Here is a 17,380-nt window from a genome sequence, read left to right as displayed (position 1 = left end):
CATTACCTTTTAGCAAACTCCTTAAGTACAAATTTTATCGCAGATTCTACAGAATCTATCGATTTTAGATTTTTTAAAATTGGCATAAATTCAGCTTGTGTATACCCCAAAGAAATCAATGCCTGTGTTGTCTCTGTTACAACGTCTTCTTTTCCTTCAAATTCTAAAGAATCTACATTTTCCAACGCATCTTTTTGCTCAGCAATTGCTCCAATTTTATCTTCCAGTTCTAAAATAAGACGTTCCGCCGTTTTTTTACCAATACCAGGCAACTTAGTTAAAATGCTTACCTGTTTTTGTCCAAGTGCCTGACAAAGCTTTTCAACCGTTATCGCAGATAAAATTCCCAATGCAACCTTAGGGCCAATACCAGATACTGAAATCAACTTGATAAATATATCATACTCCATCTGTGTGTAAAATCCATACAACTGCATAGCATCTTCACGTACATTTAAATATGTAAATAAAGTAACCTCATTATTTATGATCAATTGGTTACGGGTAGTTGTAGCAATAAAAACCCTATATCCTACCCCTTGAACATCTATAAAACAGCAATCAATAAACAACTGATTTACCGTGCCTCTTAAATATCCAATCATAATTTATTTCTCCAAACTATATTATTTACACAATGGGTTGTACAAATAGCAACTGCCAAAGCATCAGCTACATCATCAGGATGAGGTTTTTTCGGTAAATTCAACAATTTTTCTACCATATAAATTACTTGTTCTTTTGTTGCTTTACCATAGCCAACAACAGCTTGCTTTACTTGTAGAGGCGTTCGCTCTACGACTTCAAGATTATTTGCTGCCGCAGTCAAAAGCACAACCCCTCTTGCTTGTCCTACGGGAATTGCCGTAGTAATATTTCGATTAAAAAATAGTTGTTCTACTCCCATAATATCAGGTTGATATTCTTTTATTAAAGTATCTATTTCTGTATGTATTTTTAACAGCCTATCCTGTGGTTTACTCTTAGGGCTTGTAATAACTGCACCATAATGAATCGCTTTTAAATGATTTCCCCGCATTTCTACCAACCCGTAACCACAAATTGCAGTTCCAGGATCAATTCCTAATACTAACATTTCTTATCCCCCTACCAAAAGATATTACTTCGACAAATATATGTTCTATTCCTTTTTATCATCACAAACTAGCACAACAAAAAAACGAGCCTGATTTCCGAAAAATTTTTAACTTTTCCGAAAATCAGACGCATAATCTAGAAATTTACAAAATCTTTAATTTTTGTGTAAACTATTGCATTCTTCAGTTAATGCCAATATCTATCAGATAGCTAATAAACGTGATGCTGTTAACTGTTTTTATTATTTAGACTGTATACCTTCTAAAAATTGAAGCATTTCTTCTTTCGATGAAAATACTAAACCATTTTTAATTTCCTCCAGCGCCTGTGGGTGCAGTTGATCGACAGAAATCATTGTTTGTTCACGTAGCAAAGGCTTATTATCTGGCATTCCAGAAAAAATAGCGATACGCCCCTCATGAATACCAATGAAATTATTATTCTTATGCCATTCACAATAATCATTTACCTGCAAACTCATTCTTATTTTATCCTCTGTAAATAATTCAATATTCCATTGCGGATAAACTTGTTGAAAACTTTTATAATCTATCCCAATACATTCACTGTTAGGAATTATTTCTTGAACAAGTTCATCCTTACACTTTGTATAAAAATATACTTGCTCTATTTGTGTCGATTGCTTTACGCGAATATCATTATCAAATTTACTTACAACTTGATCGTTATGCTCAGCTGTTCTTGTCATAAAAAGGTAACCGATCCCAAGCAATAAGAGAAAACAAATGCTTATACCCGCCATCATCATATATTTTTTCTTATTTAAGGTAATATCATCCAACATAAACACCTCATTATAAAGTATATTGCAATAATTATTACCAAAAATATTAATTTTATACAAATCATTGATAAAATAAGACTAGAATTCAAATAGAAACTTAACTCTATCTTCATTCTAGTCCAACTACTTTAGAGACTCAAGCCCTCTTAAGTTCCACTTATAAAAACTGTAGGCTTATTCACATAAAAACAAAGGTTTTGATTGTATGTCAGTTACGTACTTTCGCTAGATGATCTTTTAATTGTTGAATAAAATTAATCCATTAAATCTTCATCAATATCATAATTTGCATAAACCTCTTGTACATCATCATGATCCTCAAGGGCTTCAATTAATTTTAACATTTTAGTCGCATCCGTGCCTTCTAATTTTACTGTGGTATCAGGGACCATGCTAATTTCGGCTACGGAAGATTCAATATTGTTTTCTTCTAGCATTTTTTCAATCTCATCAAATACTTCTGGTTCACTTGTAATTTCAAAGGAATCTTCTTCGACTTGAAAATCATCAGCACCAGCCTCTAAAGCCAGCATCATCAACTCTTCTTCATTTGCAAAGTTTTCTTTCTCGACAACAAATACACTTTTCTTTTTAAACATCCACCCTACGCATCCGGTTTCGCCTAAATTACCGCCATTTTTTGAAAAGATATGACGTACATCAGCCGCTGTACGATTGCGATTATCTGTCATGACTTCGATCATAACCGCGCTACCACCAGGGCCGTACCCTTCATAAAGCATTTCTTCATAGTTGCTGCCTTCTAAAGCTCCTAACCCCTTCTGGATTGCCCTTTGAATGTTTTCTTTTGGGATATTGTTCGCTTTTGCTTTTGTTAAAGCAAGTTTTAATTTCATATTCCCTGTTGGATCGCTGCCTCCCATGCGAACAGCAACAGTGATTTCGCGAGCTATTTTCGTTGTTATTTTCCCACGTACAGCATCCATTTTACCTTTTTTATGTTTAATATTTGCCCATTTAGAATGTCCTGACATAAATAAATACGCACTCCTTTAATAAAATTGCAAGATATATTTTACCATACTATAGAATCAATCGCAAAATTTCTTATTTTTCAACAATAACTAATCTAAAGTAATTTTTCTTTCCTTTTCTAATCAATGCCGTATTATCGGTAAACATATTCTCCGCAATTTCTAATTCAATACTATTTACTCGTTCATTATTTATGGATAGCCCCCCTTGCGTAATCAAGCGACGACCTTCCCCTTTTGATGCAAAAACTGACGCTCTTGTTAAAACATCTAATAATTTTGCACCTATATCTGCTTTAGTGATCTCAATTGTTGGTGCATTCTCTAAATTTCCTTGTCCAGAAAATAAAGCTTTTGCCGCTTCTTCGGCTTTAAGCGCTTCCTCTTCCCCATGAATTAATTTTGTTACCTCAAAAGCTAAAACTTTTTTAGCTTCATTGATTTCTTGATCTTTTAATGCACCCAGTCGTCTAACTTCATCCATTGGTAAAAATGTCAATAAGGATAGACATTTTTCTACATCTGCGTCATTCACATTTCTCCAATATTGGTAAAATTCATATGGAGAAGTTTTTTCCGCATCTAACCATAATGCTCCACTTTCTGTTTTTCCCATTTTTTTACCTTCACTTGTCGTAAGTAAAGTAAATGTTAAACCAAATGCAGGTTTGCTTTCTTTACGTCTAATCAGTTCAACTCCGGCAATGATATTTGACCACTGATCATCTCCACCCATTTCTAATTTACAGTTATAACGATTATTTAATTCCCAAAAATCATAAGCTTGCATAATCATATAATTAAATTCTAAAAATGTTAAACCTTTTTCCATTCTCTGTTTATAACATTCTGCTGCCAACATACGATTGACAGTAAAATGCGTTCCTACACTGCGTAATAATTCAATATAATTCAAATTTCTTAACCAGTCTCCGTTATTTACAATGAATGCTTTATCGTCAGAGAAATCAATAAAACGTTGCATTTGTTTTTTAAAGCAATCACAATTATGTTGAATAACTTCATCCGTTAACATTCTACGCATATCAGACTTTCCTGATGGATCTCCGATAGTCCCTGTCCCTCCACCAACTAAGCAAATAGGTCTATGCCCCGCACGTTGCATATGTGCCATAACCATCATACCAAGAAAATGACCAACATGTAAACTATCCGCTGTTGGATCAAAACCTATATAAAACGTAACTTTTTCCTTATCAAATAGCTCAATGATCTCGTCTTCATGCGTCATTTGTGCAATAAAGCCACGTTCTTTTAATACATTAATTACATTAATTACATTCATCAATAAACCCTCCAAAGTTTTATAAATAAGATTTTATTTAGGAATTAAGATTTTCTTCATTCAACCCCTAGTCCCTTAATAAAATAAAAAACTCGCCCCTAAAAAGGGACGAGATAAATAACACCCGCGGTACCACCCAAATAGTATTTTTACAAATACGACTTTGCAGCCTGTAACGGAGCCAACCGAATCCATCTACTCATTACTCAATAAAAATAACTTTCGATTTCTTGCTCATAAGTGTACTTCAAATAAATCGTTTACTACGTTTCACCTTCCCGTAGCTCTCTGAAAAACAAATTCATTTTACTTCTCTTAATCATTGCATTAAAACTATATTGCTTCATATCATAGCAAAAATTTATAAATAAGTCAAATTAATAAAATAAAAAGCCTAGCAAAAGCTAGGCAAAATTTTGGCTCCTTGAGTAGGACTCGAACCTACGACCGATCGGTTAACAGCCGATTGCTCTACCAACTGAGCTATCAAGGAATATAACTGGCATCTACCTAACCTCCCAGGACGTTTCCATCCAAGTACTTTCGGCGTGTATAGGCTTAACTACTGTGTTCGGTATGGGAACAGGTGGTACCCTATAGCTATCGACACCAGATCCGTCTGTCTATAAACGCACATCTACTTCGTTACTGCTCAATCCGTTCAGTCAACGTAATTCTCATTACGCCTTCCTCTCTTCTTTCCGCTGCGCCTTGTATCTGCACATTTCTAGTCATCCGTGCTTTTTGAAGTGAACTTTCTTTTTAGATATGTTCCTTCAAAACTATACAGAAGAATTGAAATTAATCTTAACTACATTTTATTCTTGCTTTACTCCGCTTCGCTTAGATATGAAACTCACTCGCTCCATTTCTTTACGCTCGGAGTAAAGCGATTCGCTCAATCTACTTCATTCGCTTTCGCTCATGGTATATTGGCTCTCTGCTTTAAGTCAAGCCCTCGACCTATTAGTACCAGTCAGCTAAATACATTACTGTACTTACACATCTGGCCTATCTACCTTGTCTTCTTCAAGGGGTCTTACTAGATTACTCTATGAGAAACCTCATCTTAAGGCTGGTTTCACGCTTAGATGCTTTCAGCGTTTATCCTTTCCGAACGTAGCTACCCAACTGTACGCCTGGCGGCATAATTGGTACACCATTGGTTCGTCCACTCCGGTCCTCTCGTACTAGGAGCAGCTCCCTTCAAGTTTCTTACGCCCGCGATGGATAGGGACCGAACTGTCTCACGACGTTCTGAACCCAGCTCACGTACCACTTTAATGGGCGAACAGCCCAACCCTTGGGACCTACTTCAGCCCCAGGATGTGATGAGCCGACATCGAGGTGCCAAACCTCCCCGTCGATATGGACTCTTGGGAGAGATTAGCCTGTTATCCCCAGGGTAGCTTTTATCCGTTGAGCGATGGCCCTTCCACTCGGTACCACCGGATCACTAAGCCCTACTTTCGTACCTGCTCGACCTGTCCGTCTCGCAGTCAAGCTCCCTTCTGCCTTTACACTCTTCGCGCGATTTCTTGCCGCGCTGAGGGAACCTTTGGGCGCCTCCGTTACTCTTTCGGAGGCGACCGCCCCAGTCAAACTGCCCGCCTGACACTGTCTTGATGTTTGTTATTCATTCAGTTAGATTTTCAGTAAATAAAGGGTGGTATCCCAACATTGACTCCTATGATACTAGCGTACCATATTCTCAGTCTCCCACCTATCCTGTACATTATTTACCAAAAACCAATGTCAGGTTGCAGTAAAGCTCCATGGGGTCTTTCTGTCCAGTCGCGGGTAACCTGCATCTTCACAGGTATTTCAATTTCACCGGGTCCCTCGTTGAGACAGTGCCCAAGTCGTTACACCTTTCGTGCGGGTCGGAACTTACCCGACAAGGAATTTCGCTACCTTAGGACCGTTATAGTTACGGCCGCCGTTTACTGGGGCTTCAATTCAGATCTTCGAATTACTTCTAAACCCTCCTCTTAACCTTCCAGCACCGGGCAGGTGTCAGCACATATACTTCAGATTTCTCTTTCGCATGCACCTGTGTTTGTGGTAAACAGTCGCTTGGGCCTCTCTTCTGTCGCCTTCTTCAGCTCTGCTAGCTTGTAGCTTCACCAAAAATGGCTATCCTTTTCCCGAAGTTACGGATACATTTTGCCGAGTTCCTTAACGAGGGTTTTCCCGCGCACCTTAGGATTCTCTCCCCGCCTACCTGTGTCGGTTTGCGGTACGGGCACCTTTAATCTCACTAGAAGCTTTTCTTGGCAGCGTGGTCCAGTTAAATTCAATGTAATTGCTTACATCTTTCCGTCACTTCTCAGGTTTTTAAGATGCGGATTTGCCTACATCTCACCCTACCAGCTTAGACAGGCGTTTCCATCTGCCCGCTTAACCTTCCTTCTGCGTCACTCCATTGCTCAAACAATTATCGGTGGTACAGGAATCTTTACCTGTTGTCCATCGCCTACGCTCTTTGCCTCGGCTTAGGTCCCGACTTACCCTGAGTCGACGATCGTTGCTCAGGAAACCTTAGGCTTTCGGTGGGAAGGATTCTTACCTTCCTTTTCGCTACTCATACCGGCATTCTCACTTCTATACTCTCCAGCACTCCTTTCGGTATACCTTCGTCGTGTATAGAACGCTCCCCTACCCAACATACTTAGTATGCTGACGCGACTTCGGTTCTGTGCTTTAGCCCCGGACATTTTCGGCGCAAAGCCTCTCGACCAGTGAGCTATTACGCACTCTTTAAATGGTGGCTGCTTCTGAGCCAACATCCTGGTTGTTTGTGAAGCTTTACATCCTTTGCCACTTAGCACAGCATTGGGGACCTTAGTCGGCGTTCTGGGCTGTTTCCCTTTTGACTACGGGTCTTATCACTCGCAGTCTGACTCCCAAGTACAAGTATAGCCATTCGCAGTTTGACTGGGTTCGGTAAGCTTTACGCCCCCTAGCCCGATCAGAGCTCTACCGTCTATACTTTTTACCTTGAGGCTAGCCCTAAAGCTATTTCGGGGAGAACCAGCTATCTCCGCGTTCGATTGGCATTTCACCCCTATCCACAACTCATCCCAAAACTTTTCAACGTTCACGGGTTCGGTCCTCCACTCAATTTTACCTGAGCTTCAACCTGGTCATGGATAGATCACTGCGGTTTCGGGTCTACAATATCTAACTTTCGCCCTATTAAGACTCGCTTTCGCTTCGGCTCCGTGTTTTCCACTTAACCTCGCTAGATACTGTAACTCGCCGGTTCATTCTTCAATAGGCACGCTGTCGCACATTTATAGTGCTTCAACTGCTTGTAGACATACGGTTTCAGGTTCTTTTCACTCCCCTCCCGGGGTTCTTTTCACCTTTCCCTCACGGTACTATACGCTATCGGTCGCCAAGGAGTATTTTGCCTTGGAGGGTGGTCCCCCCTGCTTCCCACAAGGTTCCTCGTGTCTCGTGGTACTCTGGATTCTGACCCACTTATTTATCTTTCATCTACAGGAGTTTCACCTTCTACGCTTGACTTTCCCAAGTCATTCGATTAGATAAATTTCGCTTTTTGTCAGTCCTCAACCCCAGTTGACCGAAGTCAGCTGGTTTGGGCTCTTCCCCGTTCGCTCGCCGCTACTTAGGGAATCTCATTTGATTACTTTTCCTCCGGGTACTTAGATGTTTCAGTTCCCCGGGTCTACCTTCTCATGCTCTTTGGCATGGATAACAGTACATTACTACTGCTGGGTTCCCCCATTCGGACATCCATGGATCAAGACTTACTTGCAGTTCCCCATGGCTTTTCGCAGCTTATCGCGTCCTTCTTCGGCTCTTGGCGCCTAGGCATCCGCCGTATGCCCTTAGTAGCTTGACTTACGTCATTTAAGCTCTAAGTTCATCATTTTTGATGCTTAGTTTGTTTTTTTGAATCCTAAAATGTCGTTAATTTACTCTCTCTTTTGAGAGGTTGATTAATTTCATTTGTTTCTTCTGTGTAGTTTTCAAAGAACATTTTTGAGTCAATACATACTTGTATTCCCTCAAAACTAATCAATGTAGATGCCAAATGTGTCGACCTGGATGACAAGAATTCTATTTCAAATTCTCATGTCTCCTTAGAAAGGAGGTGATCCAGCCGCACCTTCCGATACGGCTACCTTGTTACGACTTCACCCCAATCATCGGCCCCACCTTAGACGGCTAGCTCTCGTTAGAGTTACCCCACCGGCTTTGGGTGTGACTGACTTTCGTGGTGTGACGGGCGGTGTGTACAAGGCCCGGGAACGTATTCACCGCAGTATGCTGACCTGCGATTACTAGCGATTCCGACTTCATGTAGGCGAGTTGCAGCCTACAATCCGAACTGAGAGATTGTTTCTGGGGTTTGCTCCATCTCGCGATTTCGCTTCCCTCTGTCAATCCCATTGTAGTACGTGTGTAGCCCAGGACATAAGGGGCATGATGACTTGACGTCATCCCCGCCTTCCTCCGCGTTATCCGCGGCAGTCTCATTTGAGTTCCCACCTTTACGTGCTGGCAACAAATGATAGGGGTTGCGCTCGTTGCGGGACTTAACCCAACATCTCACGACACGAGCTGACGACAGCCATGCACCACCTGTTTTCTTGTCTTCCGAAGAAGAGGTACGTATCTCTACGTCTTTCAATCAATGTCAAGCCCTGGTAAGGTTCTTCGCGTTGCGTCGAATTAAACCACATACTCCACCGCTTGTGCGGGCCCCCGTCAATTCCTTTGAGTTTCAACCTTGCGGCCGTACTCCCCAGGCGGGGTACTTATTGCGTTAACTCCGGCACAGAAGGGGTCGATACCTCCTACACCTAGTACCCATCGTTTACGGCCAGGACTACCGGGGTATCTAATCCCGTTCGCTACCCTGGCTTTCGAGCCTCAGTGTCAGTTACAGTCCAGAAAGTCGCCTTCGCCACTGGTGTTCCTCCTAATATCTACGCATTTCACCGCTACACTAGGAATTCCACTTTCCTCTCCTGCACTCAAGAAAAACAGTTTCCATTCCATCACGGGGTTGAGCCCCGCACTTTTAAAACAGACTTATTTTCCCACCTGCGCTCCCTTTACGCCCAATAATTCCGGACAACGCTTGCCACCTACGTATTACCGCGGCTGCTGGCACGTAGTTAGCCGTGGCTTTCTCGTTTAGTACCGTCATTACCTCATACTATTCGCATAAGGCACATTCGTCCTAAACAACAGAGCTTTACGATCCTAAAACCTTCTTCACTCACGCGGCGTTGCTCCGTCAGACTTTCGTCCATTGCGGAAGATTCCCCACTGCTGCCTCCCGTAGGAGTTTGGGCCGTGTCTCAGTCCCAATGTGGCCGTTCATCCTCTCAGACCGGCTACTGATCGTTGCCTTGGTGGGCTGTTATCTCACCAACTAGCTAATCAGACGCAGACCCATCTTTTAGCGATAGCTTATATATAGAGGCCATCTTTAAATAACGAAACATGCATTTCATTATCAACATTCGGTATTAGCACCGCTTTCGCGATGTTGTCCCCATCTAAAAGGTAGGTTGTCTACGCGTTACTCACCCGTTCGCCACTAAGAATTACCGAAATAATTCTCCGTTCGACTTGCATGTGTTAAGCACGCCGCCAGCGTTCGTCCTGAGCCAGGATCAAACTCTCCAATAAATTTATTATTAGAAAGCCTAAATGGCTCAATAATTATCTTTTCTTTAAAAGAAATTGTTGTTACTTTTTTGTAACATTTGTTTTGTGTTTCGTTTAAAACGAAACCCGCACATCTGGCATAATTGAATCAAGTAATACATTACTTAATATCTACATTGTTTAGTTTTCAAGGAACACTTGATTGCCGGCGTAACCAGCTCATTTATATTATCAGAAGCGATTTGTTTTGTCAACATCTTTTTTTAAGATGATTGATAAAGCTCACTTCCCGTGCCGCTCGTTAGCGACTTGTATTATATTACACGCTTCATTCTTTTTTGTCAATATCTTTTATGAATTTTTTATTTTAAAGATGTACATATGTATTTGGAACATCTCCTACAATAACATATTCAGCAATAGGGACTTGTGTATTTACTACTGAGCTTTTACTAATCATTGGAACAACTATTTTGACTTCTGTTTCTGCCGCTAAACTTATCATATGTTTGGTTTGATTAATTCCTGCTTGCTCAAAATTGTTAATAGTTTTAATCTTAACTACCCCTACCGGAATAACAGCTACATTAATATTTGGTCCTATACTAGCTAAAATTTGACTGCCTGTAATTTGTCCTAATGGAATTTCTATATTTTCTCTAGATAAGTCCTGTAAAGTTTTTTGAACATCTATTGTAATTTCAGCGGACAACCTATTAAATTCCATAGTATTGGGTTGAATAAATACGATTTTACCTTGATTATCAAGTTTTACATCTAGCAAATCTTTTGACTCTACCTTATTTTTCACTTTATCTTCAATAACCTTATTTATTGATTGTGTCGCAATTCCTATTGCCCTAGCTTCTGCAATTGCCAAAATACTAGGCTTTAAATGCGTTTCCATAACCCAAAATAAATAAAATAAAATAAAAATACTTCCTATACATATCCAAATAATTTTTTTTGTTTTTTTCTTTCGTTCTTGCACCATAAATCTCATTAAATCACCTCACTATTAGCAAAAAACTATTTTAGTATTTTATACATAAAAAATCATTTAATATTTACTAATGCTATGTATTTATAAAAAATAATATACCTACCAAATACAAATTTATGTTACAATATCATATACATGGATTTTCCAAGGAGGTTACTAATGGATAAAGATACAAATAAGCAATCAAGAAAAACTAAACAGTCAAATAAAAGCTCCTATCGAAAAATTGCATTAATTATAGTGATTATATTAGCTGTAATGATAACGGGAGTTGGACTTGGATTTCTTACTGCTACATTAAATACTAAGCCTGGTTTGGCAGCTGATATAACGCCTCCAGCGTCTTCACAAATTTATGATATTAACGGTAATCTAATTACCAATATACACGCAGTAGAAAATAGAGTTCCTGTGAAATTGGATAAAATTCCAAAAAACTTAAAAGATGCTTTTATTGCTGTAGAAGATGCCCGTTTTTATCAGCACTCTGGTATTGACCCTCGTGGTATCTTACGCGCAGTTTGGTCAAATATAACAAATCGCGGAGTATCTGAAGGAGGTAGCACAATTACACAACAATTAGCTAAAAATGCTTACCTTTCTCAAGAACAAACATTAAAAAGAAAAATCCAAGAAGCATTCTTGGCCCTGCAATTAGAAAAACAATATACAAAACAAGAAATTTTAGAATTATATTTAAATCAAATTTATTTTGGACAAGGTGCCTATGGAGTTCAAGCTGCATCCCAATTATATTTTGGGAAAAATGTTGAAGATTTAAGCTTATCTGAATGCGCAATGCTCGCTGGTATTCCAAAAAGTCCAAACTATTATTCTCCACTGAATAATTTTAAAGCTTCTACTGAAAGACAATCAACAGTACTTGATCAAATGGTAAAATATAAATATATTGATGAAGCTACAGCTCATAAAGCAAGAGCAACTGAAATAAAGTTAGCTAAACATACTGCTGAAAAAAAATCTACTTCTGCTTCATATTTTGTTGATTATGTTACTCAAGCTTTAATAGAAAAATATGGTGCAGATGCCGTTTATAAGAATGGTTTGAAAATTTATACTACACTTGATTTAGATATGCAACATATTGCTGAAAGAACAATTGCTGAACAATTGCCAAAATATCAAACTGATGAAAACGGAATCGTTCAACCACAAGGTGCATTAGTTGCTATTGAACCACACACTGGCTACATAAAAGCTATGGTTGGCGGCAGAGGTGATGATCAATTCAATCGTGCTACAATGGCAATACGCCAGCCTGGATCTGCATTTAAACCTTTCGTATTTTTAGCTGCTATTGAAAGTAATTTATCTCCTTCTACAGTTATCGATGATTCTCCAATTACATTCGGAACTTGGTCTCCAGTAAATTACAATGGTAAGTTCAACGGGAAAGTTACATTAAGAGCGACTGCCGAACGTTCATTAAACGTTCCTACCGTAAAAATAGCTCAACAAATTGGTACAGATAAACCTCTTTACTATGCGCAAGAGATGGGTATTTCTACTCTTGTTCTTGACGGTCCGCAAAACGATCGCAACTTATCTATGGCATTAGGTGGTCTAACACGCGGAGTGACTCCTCTAGAACTTGCTGCTGCTTATGGAGTTTTCGCAAACAATGGCGTATATGCTACACCAACTGCTATTATTAAAGTTGTTGATAGAAACGGTAAAATTCTTGAACAAAATACAGTTCAAGAAAAAACTGTAATTAGTGAAAAAAGTGCCTATATTCTAACAGATATGTTACGTGGCGTAATCACTAGAGGCACCGGTACTGGGGCAAATATCGGCAGAGACGCTGCCGGTAAAACAGGAACAACAAGCGATTATGTCGACGCTTGGTTTGTTGGCTACACTCCCGACCTAGTAACCTCAGTATGGATGGGTAACGATAGTAATGGAACTTTAGATGGGATTACTGGTGCAGATACACCAGCTACAATTTGGCGAGTTTTTATGAAGCAAGCCTTAGCAGGTACACCAGCTAAATCATTTATAAAACCTGACGGTTTAGTTATTGACGATACACCTTCTGTTCTTGATACAGATAAAGAAAAACTGAAAAAAGAAGAAGAAGAAAAAGATAAGTTAGATAAAGATAAATTAAAAGATAAAGATAAAACTACTAAAAAAGATGATGACCAAAAATCCGATAAAAAAACAACTAATAAAGAAAATGAGCCTTCAAACCCAACAACACCTCAGGATATTCCCGCTATTCCCGCCCCAGCTAAACCATCTGTTCCACCACCAGTTCCAAATCGTTCATAAAAAATAAAATCAAAAAACACGCATAATTTATGCGTGTTTTTTGATTTTATTGCATATACATTAATTAGCAGGAGCAAGAACTGCTACAGCATTCATCATTTCCACAACCACAGAAGCATAAAAGTAAAATAATGATAATGATGATCCAGATAAAACCGCCGCCTGCTCCACCACAACCAAATCCGCCATATCTTGCCATAATAACAACCTCCTTAAACATTTTAACTGAGGGCAACTTTCTCATTGCCAGCCCTTCTAATTTAATATATGGAAAGCACCCTAAAAAGGTTACTTTAAATCTTCATCAAATAATTGTCTAATTTTTTTTGGCGTCTCTGCTGCAATTTTTACCGATCCCATTGTTTTATTTAACATCTCTGTTATACTACGAATTTTGCCTACAGTAGTATTCATTCCGTCAATACGCCTCTCCAGTCTTTCATCATCAGATGTTAAGGTAAGAATGATAACCATAATTTGAAATCCTAAATTCGGGTTTGCAATCATTTTTTTTACGAATCTAAATGCTCCATTACTTTTTTTAAATTCACTATTGCTATCGTTTTTTAATTCTTCTACTTCTATTACTTCTGGCCTTATAACTTCATTATTTTCTGTTTTTAAGTTTTTCTTTTTTTGTCTTATCCGCATCCTTATACCTCCTTATCATTCTTTACTCAATTTAATATATGAAAAATTTTTAAAATTGCTATTCTAGGGACACACATTTAAAATTTATTTGCATAGAGTGTCTTAGTAAACAATAAATTTAGGAGGTGAATTTAATGCTAGATAATTTAGGTAATGTAATGGATCTAGTCAAAAAAGTCCAAGAAGCACAGCAAAATTTGCAGAACGAAGAAATTTCTTCATCTAGTGGAGATGTAATGACCGTAGTCGTTAATGGTCAACAAGATATCGTAAGTATTGAAATCAATCCAAATTATTTGTCCCCTGAAAATAAATTGTTATTACAAGACTTATTATGTGCCACATTAAATCAGGCAATCACAAAATCACGTGATTTAAATCAATCTGCTATCAACAAACTAACCAATGACTTAAATCTTCCTCATATCCCTGGTTTATTTTAAGGGAGGATATTATGACTACTACAACCGATAAAACAACATTGCAAAGTATCATTAGATTAGTTGAAAACCTGTCTTCCACTTCAAATTATGATACGATCATCAGTATATTGTCCTTATTATGTTTATTTTCTATTTTAAATCATACTACGCCACAACAGTCGAATCTATCTATGCCATCAATGAATCAACAATCCACAGTAAATCCATTACAAAAACTTCTAGGTGACCTACTTGGGGGAAATAAAACCGATAGCAATTCAGGTCTAGGCGGTGCGCTAAGCGCTTTAGGAGGATTGGGAGGCGGCTTAGGCGGCTTAGGAAATTTAAGCGGATTACTTAGTTCCCCTGATTTGTTAATGTCATTATTACCGTTACTTAATAATTCACAATTAAAATCAAAAATCAATCCATCAAGCATCGCTTCTGTGATGAGTATGATTAACAATCTAAGCAATAACCAGACCGAAAAAACTGACCCTATAAAAAATAAGCAAGAAGCACCTGCCAAAACTGTAGAAGTCACAGAAACACCTCCCCTCAACGAAGAAGAACTACAAGCAACTCCACCATCAGAAGCAGAAACTTCCGCGAAAAATATAGTCCTCCAAGGAAATGAAAAAAAGCCTCCAAGCCGTTTTTTAAATTGGAAGACCAATTTTTAAAAAAAGCTGTATTTGATAGAATATGAACGTTGTTTCATACTCTCAAATACAGCTTTTATTGTATAGTTACATCAATTGTACAACAGTAGCACCATCTCCACCTTCATTGCTATCTGCAATACTGATATCACGCACATTCCTATGCGCTTTTAGATAAGCACGGACTCCTTTTCTTAATGCACCCGTTCCCTTACCATGAATAACAATCACTTGAGCTAAACCGGCTAAAATTGCATCATCCAAATATTTACTAAGAACCGCTTCCCCCTCATCTACCATCATCCCACGAATATCAATTTGTCTTTCAACATCATTAACTTTTAAAAATCTAATAGAATTTTGCTCATTTTTCTTTTTGCTTTGCTTTTCTTGCTGCACTGCGCGACAAGAAGTAATGGGCACCATCGTCTTCATCATCCCTAATTGGATCCCTACATCACGGCTGCCTAGCGAAATAATCATTCCCTTTTGCCCCAGGGTTGTTACGTATACCATATCTCCAACCTTTAATTGTTCGATTTTTACCGGTATCGGATATTCATTTGATAGGTTCACTGAAGAATTTTGAGTATTATTCTTCAGCCGTTGCCTACTTTTATCAAATACTTCTTGACGTTTTTTCGCACCTTGATCGTTGAACTGTTCTTTTAGATCTCGAATAATTTCTTCAGCTTCACGTCTCGTTTTACGTATTAAATTCGCACTATCTTCCTGCGCTTTAGTAAGGATTCGCTCCTTTTTCGCTGATAAATCCGCCCGCATTTTTTCTAATTTAGTTTCTAATTGTACAATATGTGCTTCACGTTCGACAATTTCGGCATTGCGTTGTTCATATAATAATTTTTCTGTTTCTAATGTATTTAATATCTTTTCAAATTGTGCATGATCTGCATCAATCAATTGTCTTGCTCTTAATACTAAACTATCTGCCAAGCCAAGTCGCTTACTAATTGCAAAAGCATTACTTGTTCCCGGAATCCCAATAAGCAAACGATACGTCGGACGTAATGTTGCGATATCAAATTCTACGCTGGCATTTTCAATGTTGTCTTTTGAATACGCAAATGTTTTTAATTCACTATAATGCGTAGTGGCAATGACTTTTGTTCCAATCTTCATTAAATGTTCCAATATTGCCATCGCTAAGGCTGCACCTTCTTCGGGGTCTGTACCAGCTCCAATTTCATCAATAAGCAACAAATCGTCGGCTTCAATTTGATTTAAAATTTTTACTAAATGCGTCATATGCGCGGAAAAAGTACTCAAACTTTGCTCAATACTTTGTTCATCGCCAATATCAGCAAACACATTATGAAATACCGGTAACGTCGATCCACTTAAAGCTGGAATAAATAACCCCGATTGCGCCATTAAAGAAAATAATCCCATCGTCTTTATACTTACTGTTTTGCCACCTGTATTTGGTCCGGTAATTAACAATGTCTTAAATTCTTTACCCAGTTGAATATCAATAGCTACTACTTTATCAGCTGCAATTAAGGGATGACGTGCTTTTAATAATTCTACATAGCCCTCTTGATTCAAGATCGGCATCACAGCATCTAAAGCTTGCGCTAATTTTGCTTTAGCAAAAATAAAATCTACCTGACCCAATATTTTACAATTTTTTTGCAAAGCTTCAACATTCTTCGCAATTTTCATTGTAATTGCTCTAAGAATTCTTTCAAGTTCACGCGTTTCTGCAACTTCCAGTTGTTTAAGATCATTGTTTAAGTGAACGATCTCCATTGGTTCAATAAATAAAGTCGCTCCACTCGAAGACTGATCATGAATAATCCCAGGGAAAAACTGACGATATTCTTGTTTTACAGGTACCACATAGCGATCCCCCCGCATTGTAATAATACTATCTTGAAAGTACTTTTGATAATCAAGATTTCTAAGTACCGCATCTAAACGCTCTTTTATCCTACTTTGAAATTGTTTAATTTCACGACGGATCCGCAACAGTTCTACACTTGCATCATCACGAATCCTTCCATTTTCATCAATGGCAGCATTAATATCATTTTCCAAGTGCCCTACTATCTCAATATTGCCTGCAAGATTTGATAATATAAACAGTTCAAGCTCTAACTCTTTAAAAAAACGTTTCATTTTTCGCATGGCATACAAAGTACTACTAACCGATAATAAATCACAAGCGTCAAGAATAACTCCCAGCTTAGCCTTTTTCAACAATGCTCTAATATCACGAATTCCACCTAAAGGTAATGCTACACCCGTTTGTAAAACTTGCATCCCCTCTTGAGTTTCAGCTATCCATTCTTTTACTTCACTAAATTCATTGCTCGGCAGCAAAGCGGCAACTTTTTCCTTTCCTAATGATGAACTTGCTCGTTCTGCAAGCATTGCAATAATTTTATTATATTCTAATGTCTTTAAAACATTTCTATCCATCATGTCACCTGCTATCATCCACATTTATTGTAAAAATAAACTCTTA

The 17,380-nt window shown here is 38.3% G+C and carries 12 protein-coding genes, 1 tRNA gene, 3 rRNA genes and 1 other annotated feature; of the genes, 3 read left to right on the top strand and 13 right to left on the bottom strand.

The annotated features are described in order from the left end of the window. Window positions 1-2: 2 nt before the first annotated feature. The 10 genes from ruvA to yunB form a co-directional block, all read right to left on the bottom strand. Entirely contained in the window at window positions 3-605 is a 603-nt protein-coding gene (gene ruvA, locus P3F81_RS05595; protein ID WP_147668263.1) for a Holliday junction branch migration protein RuvA, read from the bottom strand. Further along, window positions 602-1,096: a crossover junction endodeoxyribonuclease RuvC gene (gene ruvC / locus P3F81_RS05590; protein WP_147668261.1), complete on the bottom strand. Its 495-nt coding sequence runs from the start codon at window positions 1,094-1,096 to the stop codon at window positions 602-604. The genes ruvA and ruvC overlap by 4 nt, the downstream gene beginning before the upstream one ends. A gap of 243 nt (window positions 1,097-1,339) precedes the next feature. After that, on the bottom strand, window positions 1,340-1,903 hold the full coding sequence (locus P3F81_RS05585; protein ID WP_147668259.1) for a BofC C-terminal domain-containing protein: 564 nt from the start codon (window positions 1,901-1,903) through the stop codon (window positions 1,340-1,342). A gap of 254 nt (window positions 1,904-2,157) precedes the next feature. Beyond that, a complete protein-coding gene (locus P3F81_RS05580) occupies window positions 2,158-2,898 on the bottom strand; it encodes a YebC/PmpR family DNA-binding transcriptional regulator (RefSeq protein ID WP_147668257.1) in 741 nt (246 codons plus the stop codon). A 73-nt stretch (window positions 2,899-2,971) separates the two neighbouring features. Beyond that, window positions 2,972-4,204: a tyrosine--tRNA ligase gene (gene tyrS / locus P3F81_RS05575; protein ID WP_434064762.1), complete on the bottom strand. Its 1,233-nt coding sequence runs from the start codon at window positions 4,202-4,204 to the stop codon at window positions 2,972-2,974. 101 nt (window positions 4,205-4,305) lie between these two features. Then, window positions 4,306-4,536 (bottom strand) — a binding site (T-box leader). An 85-nt stretch (window positions 4,537-4,621) separates the two neighbouring features. Next, a tRNA-Asn gene (locus tag P3F81_RS05570) sits at window positions 4,622-4,697 on the bottom strand. Between the two features lie 4 nt (window positions 4,698-4,701). Then, a 5S ribosomal RNA gene (rrf, locus tag P3F81_RS05565) occupies window positions 4,702-4,818 on the bottom strand. Between the two features lie 332 nt (window positions 4,819-5,150). After that, window positions 5,151-8,075 (bottom strand): 23S ribosomal RNA (locus tag P3F81_RS05560). A gap of 245 nt (window positions 8,076-8,320) precedes the next feature. Then, window positions 8,321-9,877 (bottom strand): 16S ribosomal RNA (locus tag P3F81_RS05555). The 16S, 23S and 5S rRNA genes sit together here with 1 tRNA gene alongside, the layout of an rRNA operon. A gap of 346 nt (window positions 9,878-10,223) precedes the next feature. Continuing rightward, window positions 10,224-10,859, bottom strand: a complete 636-nt coding sequence (yunB, locus tag P3F81_RS05550) for a sporulation protein YunB (protein WP_147670586.1) — start codon at window positions 10,857-10,859, stop codon at window positions 10,224-10,226. A 159-nt stretch (window positions 10,860-11,018) separates the two neighbouring features. On the opposite strand from yunB, the gene P3F81_RS05545 reads away from it, so the two are divergent. Continuing rightward, window positions 11,019-13,157, top strand: a complete 2,139-nt coding sequence (locus P3F81_RS05545; protein WP_147670588.1) for a transglycosylase domain-containing protein — start codon at window positions 11,019-11,021, stop codon at window positions 13,155-13,157. Between the two features lie 64 nt (window positions 13,158-13,221). Here the strand turns inward: P3F81_RS05545 and P3F81_RS05540 are convergent, their stop codons facing one another. Then, window positions 13,222-13,356: a hypothetical protein gene (locus P3F81_RS05540; protein WP_309320740.1), complete on the bottom strand. Its 135-nt coding sequence runs from the start codon at window positions 13,354-13,356 to the stop codon at window positions 13,222-13,224. Between the two features lie 89 nt (window positions 13,357-13,445). Then, entirely contained in the window at window positions 13,446-13,808 is a 363-nt protein-coding gene (locus tag P3F81_RS05535) for a hypothetical protein (RefSeq protein WP_147670590.1), read from the bottom strand. A gap of 134 nt (window positions 13,809-13,942) precedes the next feature. On the opposite strand from P3F81_RS05535, the gene P3F81_RS05530 reads away from it, so the two are divergent. Together P3F81_RS05530 and P3F81_RS05525 are read left to right on the top strand one after the other, a co-directional pair. Beyond that, window positions 13,943-14,251, top strand: a complete 309-nt coding sequence (locus P3F81_RS05530) for a YbaB/EbfC family nucleoid-associated protein (protein WP_147670593.1) — start codon at window positions 13,943-13,945, stop codon at window positions 14,249-14,251. A gap of 11 nt (window positions 14,252-14,262) precedes the next feature. Further along, window positions 14,263-14,913 (top strand): hypothetical protein, encoded by a 651-nt coding sequence (locus P3F81_RS05525; RefSeq protein ID WP_147670595.1) that lies wholly within the window; start codon window positions 14,263-14,265, stop codon window positions 14,911-14,913. A gap of 66 nt (window positions 14,914-14,979) precedes the next feature. Here the strand turns inward: P3F81_RS05525 and P3F81_RS05520 are convergent, their stop codons facing one another. Further along, window positions 14,980-17,334, bottom strand: a complete 2,355-nt coding sequence (locus P3F81_RS05520; protein ID WP_147670597.1) for an endonuclease MutS2 — start codon at window positions 17,332-17,334, stop codon at window positions 14,980-14,982. Between the last annotated feature and the right edge of the window lie 46 nt (window positions 17,335-17,380).

This window comes from Selenobaculum gibii (assembly GCF_030273445.1).
GTDB classification, from domain to species: Bacteria; Bacillota; Negativicutes; order ICN-92133; family ICN-92133; genus Selenobaculum; species Selenobaculum gibii.
This window is presented reverse-complemented; position numbering and strand designations above follow the sequence as displayed.

Bases quoted from the DNA above. Each gene is read 5' to 3' on its own strand.
- ruvA (WP_147668263.1), bottom strand. From the start codon at position 605: ATGATTGGATATTTAAGAGGCACGGTAAATCAGTTGTTTATTGATTGC.
- ruvC (WP_147668261.1), bottom strand. From the start codon at position 1,096: ATGTTAGTATTAGGAATTGATCCTGGAACTGCAATTTGTGGTTACGGG.
- P3F81_RS05585 (WP_147668259.1), bottom strand. From the start codon at position 1,903: ATGTTGGATGATATTACCTTAAATAAGAAAAAATATATGATGATGGCG.
- P3F81_RS05580 (WP_147668257.1), bottom strand. From the start codon at position 2,898: ATGTCAGGACATTCTAAATGGGCAAATATTAAACATAAAAAAGGTAAA.
- tyrS (WP_434064762.1), bottom strand. From the start codon at position 4,204: ATGAATGTAATTAATGTAATTAATGTATTAAAAGAACGTGGCTTTATT.
- yunB (WP_147670586.1), bottom strand. From the start codon at position 10,859: ATGAGATTTATGGTGCAAGAACGAAAGAAAAAAACAAAAAAAATTATT.
- P3F81_RS05545 (WP_147670588.1), top strand. From the start codon at position 11,019: ATGGATAAAGATACAAATAAGCAATCAAGAAAAACTAAACAGTCAAAT.
- P3F81_RS05540 (WP_309320740.1), bottom strand. From the start codon at position 13,356: ATGGCAAGATATGGCGGATTTGGTTGTGGTGGAGCAGGCGGCGGTTTT.
- P3F81_RS05535 (WP_147670590.1), bottom strand. From the start codon at position 13,808: ATGCGGATAAGACAAAAAAAGAAAAACTTAAAAACAGAAAATAATGAA.
- P3F81_RS05530 (WP_147670593.1), top strand. From the start codon at position 13,943: ATGCTAGATAATTTAGGTAATGTAATGGATCTAGTCAAAAAAGTCCAA.
- P3F81_RS05525 (WP_147670595.1), top strand. From the start codon at position 14,263: ATGACTACTACAACCGATAAAACAACATTGCAAAGTATCATTAGATTA.
- P3F81_RS05520 (WP_147670597.1), bottom strand. From the start codon at position 17,334: ATGGATAGAAATGTTTTAAAGACATTAGAATATAATAAAATTATTGCA.